Source organism: Bradyrhizobium sp. B025, assembly GCF_042257955.1.
Classification (GTDB): domain Bacteria; phylum Pseudomonadota; class Alphaproteobacteria; order Rhizobiales; family Xanthobacteraceae; genus Bradyrhizobium; species Bradyrhizobium diazoefficiens.
The window spans coordinates 2418206-2435032 of sequence record NZ_CP170150.1; the positions used below are offsets into that span (position 1 = coordinate 2418206).

Consider the following 16827-nt stretch of genomic DNA (forward strand, 5'->3'; position numbering starts at 1 on the left):
GAGAGGAGCTAGCTTTATCGCTGCCTTGGATCGAGCGCGTCGCGCAGGCCGTCGCCCAGCAGGTTCAGCGACAGCACCACGAGGAAGATCGCAAGCCCCGGCCAGATCGCCATCCAGGGCGCCTGGGTCAGGAAGCGCTGCGCCGCGTTGAGCATGCTGCCCCAGGACGGTGCCGGCGGCTGCTGACCAAGGCCAAGGAACGAGAGCGCCGCCTCGGCGATGATGGCGGCGGCGATCGACAGCGTCGCCTGCACCAGCAGCGCCGGCAGGATGTTGGGCAGGATGTGCGAGAACGCGATCCGCCAGCCGGGGTTGCCGAGCGCGCGCGCGGCCTCGACATAATCCTCGGCCTTGACGCTCAGCACCTGGCCGCGGGTCAGGCGGATGAAGATCGGGGTCGCCGAGATGCCGATCGCGATCATCGCATTGCCAAGGCTCGGACCGAGAAACGCGGCCAGCGCGATCGCCAGGATCAGGAACGGGCAGGCCAGCATCGCGTCCGTGATCCGGCTGATCAGCGCATCGACAAATCCGCCGCGATAGCCGGCAAGCAGGCCGAGCGGCACGCCGACGCCGAGCGCGATCGCGACCGAGATCAGGCCCGCGAGCAGGGAGGCGCGCGCGCCGTAGACGACGCGGCTGAGGATGTCGCGGCCGAGCTCGTCGGTGCCGAACCAGTGCGCCGCGGTCGGCGGCTTGCGTACCAGGCTCCAGCTCGTCGCGATGGGATCGTAGGGGACGATGAGAGGAGCAAGCGCCGCAAGCAGGATGAACGCCGTGATCACGACGAGTCCGAATACGGCGGCCTTGCGCTTGAACAACCGCCGCCGTGCGCGGCGCGCCGGGCTGTCTAGTTCGGACGCGTGCGCGGTGGAGGGAGCGGCGGGCAATGCGGCATCGGTCATGGCGCTAGCCCCGCAGCCGCGGATTGACGAGAATATAGGCGACGTCGGCAACGAGGTTGAGCGTGATGTAGACCGTGGCCGTCACCAGCACCACGCCCTGCACGACCGCGTAGTCGCGGTTGAAGACGGCGTCCACGATCAGCTTGCCGAAGCCGGGAATGGAGAAGATCTGCTCCGTCAGCACGGCGCCCGACAACAGCGTGCCAAGCTCGAGCGCGCCGAGCGTGATGATCGGCGTCAGCGCATTGCGCATCGCATGCTTGAGGATGACGGAGCGCTCCGACAATCCCTTCGCACGCGCCGTGCGGACATAGTCGCTTTCCAGCACCTGGAGCATGGCACTGCGGGTGTGCCGCATCAGGATCGCGGAAATCGCGTTGCCGAGCACGAAGGCGGGCATGATGGTGGCGGCCAGGCTCGCGCGCCAGTCCTCGGTCAGCGGCACGTAGCCCGAGGCCGGCAGCCAGCCGAGCTTGATCGAGAACAGGAAGATCAGCAGGATCCCGAGCCAGAAATTCGGCGTCGAGATGCCCCACAGCGCAAACAAATTCGCGCCATAGTCCCAGGCCGTGCCCTTCTTCACTGCGGAGACGATGCCGGCGGGAATGCCGATCAAGAACGCGATCAGGATCGCCATCGAGCCGAGCTGGAGCGTCACCGGCAGTTTCTGCGCGATCAGCTCGCGCACCGGCATCTTGTTGCGCAAGGACTCGCCGAAATTGCCGGTGAGGACTCCCTTGAGCCAGTAGACATACTGCACGGGGATCGGCTGATCGAGCTTGTACTGCTGCCGGATCTGCTCGATCGCGGCGGGATCGCGTTCCTCGCCGGCCATCACCAGCGCCGGATCGCCGGGCAGCAATTGCTGGAGCGAAAAGATCAGCACCGACACGAAGAACAGTGTCGGCACGATCTGCGCGATGCGGTGGGCGAGGAAGTTCAGCATGGCCCCACGCGTTTCCCGGGTGATGTCGCGATCACTTGAACTTCAACCCGACCACGCGCACGAGGCCATCAGGCATCTGCCGGTAGCCCTCGAGCTTCTTCGTATGCGCGATCAGGAGCGTGCGATGATAGATGTAGATGATCGGCAGGTCGTCGAGCAGGATCTTGGTCAGCCTGGCGTAGATCGCCTTGCGCTCCTCGACATTCGATGTGGCCCGTCCCTCTTCCATCAGCTTGTCGGCCTCGGGGTTCGAGTACACGCCGTCGTTCTGCGGCGCCTTGCTGCGCATGAAGATGTAGGAATTGCCGTCCGGGTCGATGCGTCCGCTCCAGTTGATCTGGAACACCTGGAACTCGCCGGCCTGCGCCTGCTTGAAGGTGGTCGCGAATTCGACGACGCGGACCTTGATGTCGAAGCCTGCCTCGGCGGCCATGGACTGCACGACCTGGGCGACGGCCTCGTACTCGGTGCCCTTTGGTACCATGTAGTCGACGGTGACGGGCAGGCTGACACCGGCTTCCTTCAACAGCGCCTTGGCCTTGGCAATGTCGCGACCCGGAATGGGGAAAGCCTTCTGATAGTATGGATGCGTCGGGCTGACCCATTGATTGCCCGGCGTGAACTCGCCGTTGAATACGACCTGGTTGATGGCCTCGCGATCGATCGACAGGCTGAGTGCCTGGCGCACCTTCGCGGATTGGCTGAGTGGCCCCTTGGTCTTGTCGTTGCCGATGTTGATGGTCAGGCCCTGATAGCCGAGCTCGGGCGCCGTCGACAGCACCAGCTTGGGATCGGCGCGGACGTCCTTGATGTCGGTGGCGAGCACGCGCTCGATCAGGTCGAGCCCGCCGGACTTGAGGTTGGCAAGGCGCACCGTGGCATCGACGATCGGCAGGAACACGACGCGGTCGATATGGATGTTGTCCTTGTTCCAATAGTCGGCGAACTTCTCGAACACCATGCGATCCTGCTGCACGCGCTCGACGAACTTGTAGGGACCTGCGCAGACCGGATGCAGGCCGAACTTGTCACCGGCCTCCTTCGCCGCCTTGGGCGAGACCATCATGCCGGAGCGGTCGGTGAGCTGGGCGATCAGGGGCGAGTACGGCGTCTTGAGCACCAGCTTGATGGTCAGGGGATCGACGACCTCGACATGGTCGACGCTGGCGAGCTCGGACTTCCGGAACGAGGCCGGCAGCGTCATGTGACGTTCGATCGAGAACTTTGCGGCTTCGGCGTCCAGCGGCTCGCCATCGTGGAATTTGACGCCTGGCCGGAGCTTGATCGTCATCTCCTTGCCGTCGGCCGACGTCTCGTGAGACAGCGCGAGCTGCGGCACGATGTTGAGCTTCTCGTCGATGTCGAACAGCTTGTCGCAGAACGCGGAGAATACGATGCGGCCGACATAGGTGCGGCCGATGCTGGGATCGAGGATGTCGGGGTCTTCGGCGATCCCGATGCGAAGCGTGGTTTGAGCCTGGGCCGTGCCCACGAGCGACGTCAGCAAGGCCGACGCCAGGATTGTCAAACGCATAAAGCTCATCGCTCTCGACCTCTGTTTCACGGCTATGCGGGGTCCGTCCCCAATGAACTAACCCCGCCGCCGCGTGCTGCTTCCGGACCGCCGCTGAAGGCGGCAACCAATTTTTCGAGAACCGGCGAGAAGCCGCCATCCATGGGGACGATGGCCGCGGAGGACGGCAGTTCCGACGTTCGGTGGCAAGCTGTTGCATGTCCGATGCCATCCGAGACAAGCTGAGGCATTTCGTTGCGGCAGCGGTCCACGACATAGGGACAGCGGGTGTGGAAGCGGCATCCCGGCGGCGGATTCAGCGCGCTGGGGATCTCCCCCTGGAGCACAATCCGGCTGCTTTTTGCCCGCGGTTTAGGCACGGGGATCGCAGACAGCAGCGCGCGGCTATAGGGGTGCCGTGGCGCGGCAAACAGCGCATCCGCCTCCGCGGTCTCGACGATCTGGCCGAGATTCATCACCGCAACGTGGTCGGCGATGTGCTTGACCACGGCGAGGTCATGCGAGACGAAAATGTAGGCAAGGCCGAGCCGGTCCTGGAGCTCGCGCAGGAGATTGAGGATCTGCGAGCGGATCGAGACGTCGAGCGCCGAGACCGGCTCGTCGCAGATGATCAATTTTGGCTCGACCGCGAGCGCACGGGCAATGGCGATGCGCTGGCGCTGGCCGCCGGAGAATTCGTGCGGATAGCGTCGCTCGAGCCGCGGCTCCAGCCCGACCAGCCGCAGGATTTCCGCGACCCGTTCGCGCCGCCGTGCGGGTGGGACGAGATCGTGCAGCGCCAGCGGCTCCGTCAGGATCTGGCCGACCGTCATGCGCGGATTGAGCGAGGCGTAGGGATCCTGGAAGATGATCTGCGCTTCGCGGCGGAAGGCGCGGAGCGCTCCGGCGTCGAGCGAGAGCAGGTCGCGGCCGTCGAAGCGCACAGTGCCCGCATCAGGCTCGATCAGCCGCAGCACCAGACGGCTGACGGTGGATTTGCCGCAACCGGATTCGCCGACCAGGGCCAGCGTCTTGCCGGCCTCGAGCGAGAAGCTGACGCCATCGACCGCCTTGACATGCGCGAGCGCCCGGCCGAACAGCGAGCGCTCGGCGACGAAATGCTTGACCAGACCTTCGACCTCGAGGAGCGCCATCACGACACCAGAAGTTCGAGCGGTGCGCGGATGCAGCGCGAGAGGTGACCCGGGCCGATTTCCACGAGCGGCGGCGGCGCCCTGGTGCAGGCGTCGAGAACGAAGGGGCACCGTGCGGCGAAGCGGCATCCGGCGGGCGGTTGCGCCATGTTCGGGACCATGCCTTCGATCGTCGCGAGCTGCTCGGCACGGTGGTCGAGCCGCGGGATCGAGCCGAGCAGGCCGACGGTGTAGGGATGCTGCGGGGCGGCGAACAATTCATCCACCGGCGCACGCTCGACGATCTCGCCGGCATACATCACCGCGACCTCGTCGCAGACCTCGGCGACCACGCCGAGGTCGTGCGTGATCAGGATGATCGCCGCACCGCTCGCCGCCTTCAACTCGCGCATCAGTTCAAGTATCTGCGCCTGCAGGGTGACGTCGAGCGCGGTGGTCGGCTCGTCCGCGATCAGGAGGCGGGGGTCGCAGGCCAGGGCCATCGCGATCATCACGCGCTGGCGCATGCCGCCGGAAAGCTTGTGCGGATATTCGTCGACGCGCCGTTCGGGCGAGGGGATGTGGACGCGGCGCAACAGCTCGATCGCGCGCTCCCGAGCGCTGCGCCGCGAGCCGCCGCGATGGCGCAGGATGGTCTCGATGATCTGGTCGCCGATGGTGAAGCTCGGGTTGAGCGAGGTCATCGGCTCCTGGAAGATCATCGCGAGCCGGTTGCCGCGGAGGTCGCGCAAGGTCTGGTCCGGGGTCTTCAGCAAATCGAAGCCGTCGAAGCGGATCGCGCCCGATATCTCCGTGCTTTGCTTCGGCAGCAATCCCATGATCGCGAGCGACGTCACGCTCTTGCCGCAGCCGGATTCGCCGACGAGGCCGAGCGTCGCGCCATTGGCGACGCTGAGATCTACACTGTCCACCGCATGGGTGACGCGGCCATCGTCGCCGTGGAAGCGGATGCGCAGATCCTTGATCTCGATGAGAGGGCTTGTGCTCATGATTGTCTTGCACGGGCCGCGGCGATGCTCGCGTCGATGACGCTGCGATCGGTGTTGCCGGCCGGGTTCTGCCGCGTCGGCATGGAGTTGCGGAAATGCACCCAGAGCTCGTGGCTGACCCGTTCGAGCCGCTCGAGCTCGCCGAGCGGATCGGAATGGTCGTCGGCGCGAATGTCCAGCGCCGGCCATTCCTCCTCGCCGTGGATCAGGAGCGCAGCAGACTGCTTGCCGCGTTTGTCGCCGCCGGCGGCTTCGCCCGCGCGCATCGCCGCGAGCAGGCGGCGCGGGAAGGGCAGGCTGTCATTGGCGATGTAGGTCTTGGCGGTCTCGTCGAGCACGTCGGCACCCGCGAGCATGTTGCCGGCGATGGAGAAGCCGCTGCCCGCGATGTGGCCGCACCAGTCGACGCAGTCGCGCCCGGTGTGCGCAGCAATCTCGCCGCTCGCGTCCATGATGTGGATCTGGCGGCTTTCGCGCCCGTCGTCGGTCGCGAGCAGGCTGGCGAGTACGTCATGCGCGTTCAAGCCTTCACGCAAGAGCTTGACGCCGTCGATGCCGTAATAGGGATTCACGAAGGCCTGGGTTGCGATCGCGCCGAGGCCGGCGGCGATATAGGGCACGCGCGCGCCGACGGCGAAGAAGCGGGTCGCAACCGCGATGCCGAACTGGCCGGTGGCAGGATCGCGTGCGATGATCGACCAGGTCATATTCTGTCCATCAGCGTCCTGCTGCGTAGCCTTGCATGCCGCGCGGATTGGCGGCGGCGCGGCGGCGCACCCCGACGCGCGAGGCCGCGGTGAGGCGGCCTTCCGACCAGTCGGGCCCGATCTCGACGATATGTCCGCGCTCGCGCAGATTCTCGATCGCTGCCTTCGGTACGCGGTTCTCGACCACGAGCACGCCGGGGCGCGCGGTGCGCGGCCAGAACGAGATCGGGAAATGCTCGGAATGCCAGGCCGGTGCGTCGATCGATTCCTGAAGGTTGAGATTGCAATGGACGTGGCGCAGGAAGAATTGCGTGATCCATTGGTCCTGCTGGTCGCCGCCCGGCGAGCCCCAGGCGAGATACGGCTCGCCGTCGCGCAGCGCCATGGTCGGCGACAGCGTGGTGCGCGGCCGCTTGCCCGGCGCAAGCGCGGCGGGATGGTCTTCCTCCAGCCAGAACATCTGCGCGCGGCTGCCGAGGCAGAAGCCGAGCTCCGGAATGATCGGCGAAGATTGCAGCCAGCCGCCCGATGGCGTCGAGGAGACCATATTGCCGGCCTTGTCGATGATGTCGAAATGCACGGTGTCGCCGCGTACCTCGCCGAAGCGTCCGACCGTCGGCTCGCCGGCGCCGAGCGCGCCGACCGCTTCGCGCTGGCCTTCGGCGCGCCGCAGCTTGACGACACCGCCAAAGCCCTCGACCGAGCCGGGGCGGAAGTCGAGCGAGGCCTTGTCGGTGACGAGCTTGCGGCGTTCGTCGTTATAGGCATCCGACAGCAGCGTCGCGATCGGGATCTCGCTGAACTTCGGATCGCCGTAGAACTTTTCGCGGTCGGCGAAGGCGAGCTTGGCGCATTCGATCTGGAGATGGATGAATTCCGGCCCGGTCGGGTCGAGTCCGTCGAGCGCAAAGCCCTTGAGCAGTGCGAGCTGTTGCAGCGTGACCGGGCCCTGGCTCCAGACGCCGGCCTTGCAGACAGTGTAGCGGCCATAGTCGTAGGTAAGCGGCGCCTCGATGGTCGGCTGCCAGCGCGCCATGTCGTCGGCCGAGAGAACGCCGCGATGCGGCGAACCGCTGACGTCCATCACCTCTTGCGTGCGGCAGAATTTGTCGATGGCTTCCGCGACGAAGCCGTGCGACCAGGCCCTTCGCGCACGCTCGATCTCGGCGTCGCGGCCACCGTCGCCGCTCTCGGCCTCGCTGAGAATGCGGGCGTAGGTCGCGGCCAGCGTCTTGTTGGTGAAGAGCGTGCCGGGTTTCGGCACCTCGCCATTGGGAAGATACACCGCGGCCGAGGTCGGCCAGTGCTTGCGGAATAGCTGCTCGACGGTCTGGATCGTGGCGCAGGCGCGCTCGACCAGCGGATAGCCGTCGCGCGCGTAGGAGATCGCGGGCTCCAGCACGTCGCGTACGCGCATGGTGCCGTAGTCTCGCAAGAGCATCATCCAGGATTCGAAGGTCCCGGGCACGCAGGCGGCGAGCAGGCCGGTGCCCGGCACCATGTCGAGGCCTTCGCTCCTGTAATGCGCGATGGTGGCGCGCGCCGGCGCCGGGCCCTGGCCACAGATCACCTCGGTGCGGCCGCGCTTCACGTCGTGCACGATGACAGGCACGTCGCCGCCGGGGCCGTTCAGATGCGGCTCGACCACCTGGAGCGTGAAAGCGGTGGCGACGCCGGCATCGAAGGCGTTGCCGCCCTTTTCCAGAATGGCCATGCCGACGGCGGTCGCGATCCAGTGCGTGGTGGCGACGACCCCGAACGTGCCCTCGATCTCGGGGCGCGTCGTGAAGGGATCCGGATTGACGTTGCTGGCCATGGGATTTCGTTACCTTACTTGTGGCGCGCGCAATTGATCACAGGCGATGCCGTGCCGCCAATGCGCAGGCCGCATGGCACGCGCGCGTCACGCCGGGACCGGCGCGGTGTTAACCGCATGGCAGGCGACGCCGCCGATCAGTTCCGGGGCTTCCTTGCGGCAGAGATCGAACGCCAGCGGACAGCGCGGATTGAAGGCGCAGCCGGGCGGCGGATTGATCGGGTTCGGAATCTCGCCCTTGACCGGAATGCGCTGGCGGCCGCTCATGGCAAGATCGGGCACGGCGCCCAGCAGCATCTTGGTGTAGGGCATGCGCGGCCGGGCAAACAGCTCGCGGCCTTCCGCGATCTCGACGATGCGGCCGAGATACATCACGCCGACGCGGCTCGCCATGTGACGGACCACGGCGAGGTTGTGGCTGATGAACATGTAGGTCAGGCCGAACTTGTCCTGGAGGTCGCGCATCAGGTTCAGGATCTGCGCCTGCACCGAGACGTCGAGCGCCGAGGTCGGCTCGTCGCAGACGATGAACTCGGCATCGGACGCGAGCGCCCGCGCGATCGCGATACGCTGGCGCTGGCCGCCGGAGAACTCGTGCGGAAACTTCAGCCGGTCGTCGGGATGCAGGCCGACGAGGCTGAGCAGCTCGCCGACGCGCGCCTGGATGTCGCGCTCGCCCTGGATCAGGTCGAAGGCGCGGATCGGCTCGGAGATGATGGCATCGACCCGGAAGCGCGGATTCAGGCTCGCATAGGGATCCTGGAAGATCATCTGGATGCGGCGGCGCAGCTTTCGCCGCGCCGGCGCCTGCCGCGGATCCCCCATCGAGACGCCGTCGATCTGGACGTCGCCGGAGCTCGGCGGCAACAGGCCGACCACCATCCGCGCCACCGTGGTCTTGCCGGAGCCGGACTCGCCGACCAGCGCAAAGGTCTCGCCCTTCCTGATGTCGAAGGTGACGTTATCGACAGCCTTGAGATATTCGAGATGCCCGCCTTCCAGCACGCGGTTGAGCCAGGGCTTCGAGACATCGAAGACGCGGCGCAGATTTGTGGCCTGGACGAAAGGGGCGCTCATGCCGCGCTCTCCGCCGGCACATTGTCATAGAGATGGCAGGCGACCGATTGGGCGCCTTGCGGCAGTGGCTCGGGCCGATCGACACGACAGCGGTCGAATGCGAACGCGCAGCGCGGATTGAACGAGCATCCGCGCGGAATCGCCGACAGGCGCGGCATGGAGCCGGGGATCTGCACCAGGCGCTTGTCCTCGCCCGCGAGCGTCGGGATCGCGCCCATCAATCCTTTTGCGTAAGGATGCAGCGGGTTCCTCACGACGTCCTGCACTGGACCGATCTCGGCGACGCGGCCGGCGTACATCACCGCGACGCGGTCCGAGGTCTCCGCGATCACGCCCATGTCGTGGGTCACCAGCATCACCGCGGTGCCGTGGTCGCGCCCGAGCCGCTTGATCAGTGAGATGATCTGCGCCTGGACGGAGACGTCGAGCGCTGTGGTCGGCTCGTCCGCGATGATCAGCTCAGGCTCGGCGCAGATCGCGAGCGCAATCACGACGCGCTGGCGCATGCCGCCGGAGAACTCGTGCGGATAGCCGTCGATGCGCTTTTCCGGCGCGGGGATGCCGACTTCGGCGAGCAGGTCGATGGCGCGGCGGCGGGCCGCCTGTTCGGACAGATTGAGGTGGGTCCGGATGGTTTCCACGATCTGGTCGCCGACCCGGTACAGCGGATTGAGCGAGGTGAGGGGATCCTGGAAGATCATGCCGATGCGTTTGCCGCGGATGCGGCGCATCTCTTCCGGCGGCAGATTGTCGATGCGCAGGCCGGCGAGATGAATCTCGCCGCCGGCGATGCGGCCGGGAGGATCGATCAGGCCGATTACCGCGAGGCCGGTGACGGATTTTCCGGCGCCGGATTCGCCGACTACCCCCAGCACCTCGCCCTTGGCGATGTCGAAGGAGACGTCGTCGATGGCGCGCAGCGTGCCGCGGCGGGAGGCGAACTCCACCTGGAGATTGCGCACGGAGAGAACAGGTTCGGTCATGGGCGACGCACACTCATCGAAGTTTCGGGTTGAGCGCGTCGCGCAGCCAATCGCCGAGCAGGTTGATGGAGAGGATCAGTGCGGCGAGCGCGAGCCCGGGGAAGGCGACGATCCACCATTCGCCCGCGAACAGATAGTTGTTGCCGATGCGGATCAGCGTGCCGAGCGAGGGCATGGTGTCGGGCAGGCCGACGCCGAGGAAGGACAGCGTCGCCTCGGTGATGATGGCGAGCGCGAGGTTGATGGTGGCGATGACCAGGATCGGGCCCATCGTGTTCGGCAGCACATGCCGCAGCATGATCACGGGCGCGGGCAGGCCGATCAGCTGCGCGGCGGCCACGTAGTCCTTGTTCTTCTCGACCATCACGGAACCGCGCACGGTCCGGGCATACCCGACCCAGAAACTCAGACCGATCGAGATCACCAGCACCACCAGCATGCTGGTGGCATCCAGCCGGTTGCCGAGGATCGATTTCGCGATGCCATTGACCAGCAGCGCGATCAGGATGGCGGGGAAGGTGAGCTGGACGTCGGCGATCCGCATGATCACGCCGTCGACCGCGCCGCCGAAATAGCCGGCCATCAGGCCGAGCGCGATGCCGAGCGCACCGGCGAAGATCACGCCGGCCACGCCGACGGCGAGCGAGATGCGCATGCCGTAGAGGATGGCGGAGAACACGTCGCGACCCTGCTCGTCGGTGCCGAGCAGGAACGGGCTCTGGCCGTCGGCGGTCCACAGCGGTGAGATCCGCGAGTTCATCAGCTGAAGTTGCGCCGGATCGAACGGGTTCTGGACCGCAAGCCAGGAGGCAAAGATCGCGAGCAGGAAGAACAAGACCGTGATGGCGGCCGCAACCATGGTGAGCTTGGAGCGGCGGAAGGAATAGAAGACGTCGCTATCGAGCGCGCGGCTGAGCCAGCCGCGGGCAGCGTGGGTCGGCTGCGTGCTCTGCTTGTCGGAATTGGAGACGACTGCGTCTGACATGCAGATTGCCCTATGTCGCGCGGCCGACGGTCGAGCGCAGGCGCGGATCGACCACGGTGTAGAGGATATCGACCACCAGATTGATGGTGACGAAAATCAGCGAGACCATCAGCAGGTAGGCGGCCATAATCGGGATATCGACGTTTTGCACGGCCTGAACGAACAGAAGTCCCATGCCCGGCCACTGGAACACGGTTTCGGTGATGATCGAAAATGCAATAACCGAGCCAAACTGGAGCCCGGCTACCGTGATCACGGGAATGAGCGTGTTCTTCAGCGCGTGGCCGAAATGGATGGCACGGGTGGTGAGCCCCCGGGCGCGGGCGAAGCGGATATAGTCGGTTCGCAGCACTTCCAGCATCTCCGCCCGCACCAGCCGCATGATCAGGGTCATCTGGAATAGGCCGAGCGTGATCGAGGGCATGATCAGCGCCTTCAGGCCCGACAGCGTGAGCAGGCCCGTCGTCCACCAGCCGAGCTTGACCACCTCGCCGCGGCCGAACGAGGGCAGCCAGCCCAGCGTCACCGCGAACAGATAGATCAGGAGGATGCCGATCAGGAACGTCGGCAGCGAGATGCCGATCAATGAGACCGCCTGGAATAATTTGGCGAGCGCGGTGTCGCGCTTGAGCGCCGAATAGACTCCCATCAGGATCCCGAACACCATTGCGAACACGGTCGCGCAGATCGCAAGTTCCAGCGTCGCGGGCATGCGCTCCATCAATAGCGCCGAGACCGGCTGGCGGAACTGGTAGGACACGCCGAACTTGAACTGCGCGGCATCGCCGAAATAGCGCACGAACTGCACCGGCACGGGATCATCGAGGCCGAGCGACTTGCGCACGGCTTCGCGTTCGGCCGCCGACGTGTCGATCGAGACGATCTGGTTGACGGGATCGCCGGCGAATCGGAACATCGAGAACGCGATGATGCCGACGGCAAACATGACGCCGATAGCCTGAACGGCGCGGCGTAGAGTGAAAGCGAGCATTTCTTCCACTGTCCTTGGGTGCGCTTACAGCCGACGACTTTGTCGGCCGGAAAAGGAAAGGTCCCGGAAGCCTGACGCTCCCGGGACCTCGTGTTCAACTGACGCTATTCCTTCTTGGTCGCCCAATGGAACATGACCAGATTGTCGGCGCGCTGCGGCAGGTTGACCTTCTTCGATACGCCCCAGGCCAGCGCCTGCTGGTGCAGCGGGATGTAGGACCAGTCCTTGTTGCCGATTTCGTAGGCCTGCTTGATCAGCTGGTTGCGCTTGGCGGTGTCGGTTTCGACCAGCACCTTGTCGGTGATGGCGTCGAACTCCTTGTTGCAGTAGCCGCCGAGATTGGCCTCGCCCCGTGAGGATTTCGCATCGTCGCGGCAGCCCATGATGTCAAAGAGCACGTTGTGAGAATCCATCGTGCTCGGCGTCCAGCCCAGCATGTAGAACGAGGTCTGGTAGCCGCCTTGCTTCAGCACCTTGGCGAAGTACTGTGCCTTCGGCTGCGCCAGCAGATTGATCTTGACGCCGATGCGGGCAAGCATGCCGACCACGGCCTGGCAGATCGCGGCGTCGTTGACATAACGATCGTTCGGGCAGTCCATGGTGACCTCGAAGCCGTCGGGATAGCCGGCCTCGGTCAGGAGCTTCTTGGCGCCGTCGGGATCGAATTTCGGCCGCGTGAACTCCTTGGACAGTATGAACAGCTCCGGCGCGATCATCAGCGCCGATGGCGTCGCCAGCCCGCGCATCACGCGCGTCTTGATCAGCTCGATGTCGATCGCCTTGTAGAACGCCTCGCGGACCTTGATGTCCTTGAACGGGTTCTTGCCCTTGATGTTGGAGTAGAGCAGCTCATCCCGCATCTGGTCGAAGCCGATGAAGATGGTGCGCAGCTCCGGCCCCTTCAGCACCTGGGCATTCGGGCTGGAATCGACGCGGGAGATGTCCTGGATCGGCACCGGCTCGATGACGTCGACTTCGCCGGAGAGCAGAGCGGCGACGCGGGTAGCGTCGGAGGAGATCGGGGTGAAGATGATCTCCTTCAAATTGCCTTCGACCTTGCCCCAGTAATTGGGATTGGCCTTGAACACCGTCTTCACGCCGGGCTGATGGCTCTCGATGATGAAGGGGCCGGTGCCGTTCTCGTGGAGCGAGGCGTAGCTCGGCGTGGTCGCTGCCACCGGCGTCGGGTCGACGACGTTGTTCTCCTCGGCCCATTTCTTGTCCATGATGTACCAGACATCCCACGCGTTATGCAGGATGGGGTTGGGCGAGGGCAGGACGAAATCGACGGTGTAGTCGTCGACCTTGACCACCTTGACGTCGGGCGCAAGGCGGGTCTGCATGTTGGACCCCTTCTTGCGCACGCGATCGGCCGAGAACACCACGTCGTCGGCGGTGAAGGGGTCGCCGTTGTGGAATTTCACGCCCTTGCGCAGATGGAAGCGCCAGCGGGTCGGTTCCGGGGTTTCCCAGCTTTCCGCCAGCGCCGGAATGATCTTGAGGTCCTTGTCGCGCGCGGTGAGGCCTTGATAGACGTGACCGAGATGAGCGTGGGTGGTGCTCTCGTTGAGCGTATAGGGATCGAGCGACTTCAGGTCACCCTGGTTGGCATAACGTAGCGTCTGGCTCGACGCCGGCGAGACCGCCAACGCAAGCGTACCGGCGAGCGTCGCCGCAAACAGAGTTCGTCCGACTGACATTCTTGACCCTCTCCACTCTGCCGCGCCGTGATTTTTGATTGTTCGGCGGGGCTGATCGATCCATGTTGCCCAGAGTTCACGACCCGTGCAAGCGCCATTCCAGCAAGGAACGCGCCAAGTTGCACCGCTGTGCAGCAATGCTGACCGGCAATCTAGGGGAGGCTGGCGCGCGAACGACATTCGACTTTCGACCTGTGAAGTCCCGGGGTAAAGGGAAATTGGCCCTGTCGGCCGTTGGCGTCTCAGCCGTCCGAGCTGCGGTCGCGGCCGAGCAATTTGATTGACCATACCCGCCGATTGCGGGAGCCGGCGCCCCGCGGCGCGTCTGAGGTCGCTTGCGTTGCACACCGTGTCGCGGCGATACTCCAACAGAGTGCTCGAATCTCATCCGGAGGGGACATGAAAGTTAACATCGAAATCGACTGCACCCCCCTCGAGGCCCGTCAGTTCTTCGGATTGCCGGACGTCTCGCCGATGCAGATTGCCGTCATGGACAAGCTGCAGCAGCAGGTCCTGAGCAATATCGACAAGGTCTCGCCGGAATCGCTGATCCAGAGCTGGTTCACTTTCGATCCGAAGCTTGCCGAGCGGTTTCAGGACATGTTCGTCACCATGGCCGGCCTCGGCGGAACGCGCAGCAGCGATAAGAAGAAATAATGTCGGCCGGGCGGGACGGGCCGCAAACGTCTGACCGGCTTCGTCCGCCGGGCCTTGGTTTGCTGCTCGCCGAAGCCCGCGGCCTGTTCGAGTTGAACGCCAGCCTGCTGTTGTCGCCGTTGCTGATGCGCGCGCCCAGGGGCGACGGCCATCCGGTGCTGACGCTGCCGGGCTTTCTCGCCAGCGATCTTTCGATGGCGCCGATGCGGCGCTATCTGAGCGAGCTCGGCTATGAGGCACATGCCTGGCGGATGGGCCGCAATCTCGGCGGGCTGGGGCGGATGCGGGAGGCCTTGCGCACCCGTCTCGCCGAGATCCACGCCGCGAGGGGGCGCAAGGTCAGCCTGGTCGGATGGAGCCTCGGCGGCGTCTATGCCCGCGATCTCGCGCTCCAGGCGCCCGACATGGTCCGTTACGTCATTACGCTCGGCAGTCCTTTTGCAAACGACGTGCGGGCGACCAACGCCACGCGGCTCTATGAGGCGCTGTCCGGCGAGCGGGTCGAGGATTTTGCCGAACTGCGCGAGGCGATCGCCGGCGATCTGCCGGTGCCGGCGACGTCGATCTATTCCCGCGCCGACGGCGTCGTGAACTGGCGGACCTGTCTGTTGCGCCCCTCGGACCATGCGGAGAACATCGAGGTGCACCTGGCGAGCCATATCGGGCTCGGCGTTAACCCCGCCGCGCTGTGGGCCGTGGCGGACCGGCTGGCGCAACCGGAAGGGGAGTTCTGGCCATTTGACCGGGCAGGGCCGTTTGCCATTGCATATGCCCCGCCGGAGCGGGCAATATCGGCCTGACGAGAAGCGCCGTCCAAGGCGCCCGTCAAATCTTGCGGGAGGGAACCATGGCTGACGGTAAGAAGCTGTCGTCGCTGGATGCGTCGTTTCTCTATCTGGAAACGCCGGAAATGCCGATGCATGTCGGCAGCATGGCGATCTTTCGCCTGCCCGACGATTACAAGGGCGACTTCTTCGAAGACTTCAAGGCGATGATCGTCTCGCGCCTGCACATCGCGCCGATCCTGAAGGCGCGGCTGGAGAAGGCGCCGCTCGACATCGACCATCCCTCCTGGGTCGAGGACGATCAGTTCGACATTGACCGTCACATCTTCCGCGCCAGCCTGCCGCAGCCGCGCGACCGCGCCACGCTGGAACGCATCGTCGGCTGGATGCACGCCAAGCTCTTGAACCGCGCCCGCCCGCTCTGGGAATTCTACGTGTTCGAGGGCATGAAGGACAATGAGGTCGGGCTCTATTCCAAGATGCACCATGCCGCCATCGACGGCGGTGCCGGCGCGGCGCTGACCAACATGATCTACGACATCTCGCCGATCCCGCGGAAGGTCGATCCGCCGGCGGCGGGAGCCAAGCCGGGGCAGGAGCCGCGTGACATCGCCGCCAACCTGCTCGATTCCTATCAGCAGCTCTTCAGCCAGCCGCTCGATGCTTCGGCCGCTGCGAAGAACCTGCAGCTGCCGCGCACCGGCAAGAGCGACATCGGCTCGATCCTGTTCGACAATGCGATGTACCAGATCGAGAGCGCGGTGCGCTTCGCCGGCAACATCCCGACCGTGCTCAAGAGCGTGTCCGACGTGCTCGGCAAGGTCGCCGATCCGAAGTCGCGCGAGAGCCTGGCCAGCATGGTGTCGCCGCCGACCATGCTCAACAAGACCATCTCCTCGGAGCGCAGCTTCGCCGGCGTGTCGATCCCGCTGTCGCGGGCGAAGGCGCTGGCCAAGCAGGCCGGCGGCAAGCTCAACGACGTCGTGCTGGCGCTCGCCTCCGGCGTGGTCCGCCGCTATCTCCAGCAATATGGCACGCTGCCGGCGAAATCCTTGACCGCCGCCGTGCCGATCTCGCTGCGCGAGGAAGGCAACACCGAGGCCAACAACCAGGTTTTCGGCATGATCTGCGCGATCGCGACCGACATCGACGATCCCAAGGCCCGACTGGAGGCGATCATCGCGCAATCGACCAAGTCCAAGGAGATGTCGCATCCGCTGCGCGCCCTGATGCCGCAAGTGTCCAACATCTCGATGCTGGGCGCGCCGATCATGGTGCAGATCCTGGCCTTGCTCTACAGCCGCTCGAACCTGTCGGACGTGCTGCCGCCGGCCGCCAACATCACGGTGTCCAACGTACCCGGGCCGCGGCAGACGCTCTACGCCGCCGGCGCGGAGCTGCTGCATATCTTCCCGGTGTCGATCTCGACGCACGGGCAGGCGCTCAACATCACGGTGCAGAGCTATCGCGACCAGCTCGATTTCGGTTTCATTGTCGGTGCCAACATCATTCCGCATGTGCAGGTGATGTGTGACATGCTGCCCGAGGAGTTTGCTGCGCTGGAGGCGGCCTATGCGCCGCCAGCGGCCGACATCAAGGGCGCTGCTGAGTAGGAATGT

Annotated in this window: 15 protein-coding genes; 3 read left to right on the plus strand and 12 right to left on the minus strand. The window is 65.2% G+C overall.

Annotation, left to right across the window (positions count from 1 at the left end):
• Nucleotides 1-14: 14 nt before the first annotated feature.
• The 12 genes from ACE10W_RS11170 to ACE10W_RS11225 form a co-directional block, all read right to left on the minus strand.
• A complete protein-coding gene (locus ACE10W_RS11170; protein WP_161535885.1) occupies nt 15-905 on the minus strand; it encodes an ABC transporter permease in 891 nt (296 codons plus the stop codon).
• A 4-nt stretch (nt 906-909) separates the two neighbouring features.
• Nucleotides 910-1851, minus strand: coding sequence for an ABC transporter permease (locus ACE10W_RS11175; RefSeq protein WP_060911057.1), 942 nt, complete (start codon nt 1849-1851; stop codon nt 910-912).
• A gap of 31 nt (nt 1852-1882) precedes the next feature.
• Complete coding sequence (locus ACE10W_RS11180; protein WP_060911058.1) at nt 1883-3394, minus strand: ABC transporter substrate-binding protein; 1512 nt, start codon at nt 3392-3394, stop codon at nt 1883-1885.
• 23 nt (nt 3395-3417) lie between these two features.
• Complete coding sequence (locus ACE10W_RS11185) at nt 3418-4518, minus strand: ABC transporter ATP-binding protein (RefSeq protein WP_304551530.1); 1101 nt, start codon at nt 4516-4518, stop codon at nt 3418-3420.
• Entirely contained in the window at nt 4518-5507 is a 990-nt protein-coding gene (locus ACE10W_RS11190) for an ABC transporter ATP-binding protein (protein WP_011085654.1), read from the minus strand. The genes ACE10W_RS11185 and ACE10W_RS11190 overlap by 1 nt, the downstream gene beginning before the upstream one ends.
• Nucleotides 5504-6214: a DUF1028 domain-containing protein gene (locus ACE10W_RS11195; RefSeq protein ID WP_011085655.1), complete on the minus strand. Its 711-nt coding sequence runs from the start codon at nt 6212-6214 to the stop codon at nt 5504-5506. The genes ACE10W_RS11190 and ACE10W_RS11195 overlap by 4 nt, the downstream gene beginning before the upstream one ends.
• Before the next feature lie 10 nt (nt 6215-6224).
• Nucleotides 6225-8030, minus strand: coding sequence for a gamma-glutamyltransferase family protein (locus ACE10W_RS11200; RefSeq protein ID WP_011085656.1), 1806 nt, complete (start codon nt 8028-8030; stop codon nt 6225-6227).
• Between the two features lie 87 nt (nt 8031-8117).
• Nucleotides 8118-9107, minus strand: coding sequence for an ABC transporter ATP-binding protein (locus ACE10W_RS11205; RefSeq protein WP_028172431.1), 990 nt, complete (start codon nt 9105-9107; stop codon nt 8118-8120).
• Complete coding sequence (locus tag ACE10W_RS11210) at nt 9104-10090, minus strand: ABC transporter ATP-binding protein (RefSeq protein ID WP_011085658.1); 987 nt, start codon at nt 10088-10090, stop codon at nt 9104-9106. The genes ACE10W_RS11205 and ACE10W_RS11210 overlap by 4 nt, the downstream gene beginning before the upstream one ends.
• A 13-nt stretch (nt 10091-10103) precedes the next feature.
• Nucleotides 10104-11075, minus strand: coding sequence for an ABC transporter permease (locus ACE10W_RS11215; protein WP_028172430.1), 972 nt, complete (start codon nt 11073-11075; stop codon nt 10104-10106).
• A gap of 10 nt (nt 11076-11085) precedes the next feature.
• The gene (locus ACE10W_RS11220) at nt 11086-12066 is read right to left on the minus strand and encodes an ABC transporter permease (protein WP_038965796.1); all 981 of its coding nucleotides are present in this window, start codon (nt 12064-12066) and stop codon (nt 11086-11088) included.
• A gap of 104 nt (nt 12067-12170) precedes the next feature.
• Entirely contained in the window at nt 12171-13766 is a 1596-nt protein-coding gene (locus ACE10W_RS11225; protein WP_011085661.1) for an ABC transporter substrate-binding protein, read from the minus strand.
• Nucleotides 13767-14165: 399 nt separating this feature from the next.
• Between ACE10W_RS11225 and ACE10W_RS11230 the strand changes: the two genes are divergently transcribed.
• The 3 genes from ACE10W_RS11230 to ACE10W_RS11240 are packed head-to-tail and all read left to right on the plus strand — an operon-like array spanning nt 14166 to nt 16821.
• Nucleotides 14166-14423, plus strand: coding sequence for a DUF6489 family protein (locus tag ACE10W_RS11230; protein WP_011085662.1), 258 nt, complete (start codon nt 14166-14168; stop codon nt 14421-14423).
• Nucleotides 14423-15223: a triacylglycerol lipase gene (locus tag ACE10W_RS11235; RefSeq protein ID WP_304551533.1), complete on the plus strand. Its 801-nt coding sequence runs from the start codon at nt 14423-14425 to the stop codon at nt 15221-15223. The genes ACE10W_RS11230 and ACE10W_RS11235 overlap by 1 nt, the downstream gene beginning before the upstream one ends.
• Before the next feature lie 47 nt (nt 15224-15270).
• Nucleotides 15271-16821 (plus strand): wax ester/triacylglycerol synthase family O-acyltransferase, encoded by a 1551-nt coding sequence (locus ACE10W_RS11240; protein ID WP_028172428.1) that lies wholly within the window; start codon nt 15271-15273, stop codon nt 16819-16821.
• Nucleotides 16822-16827: the final 6 nt, after the last annotated feature.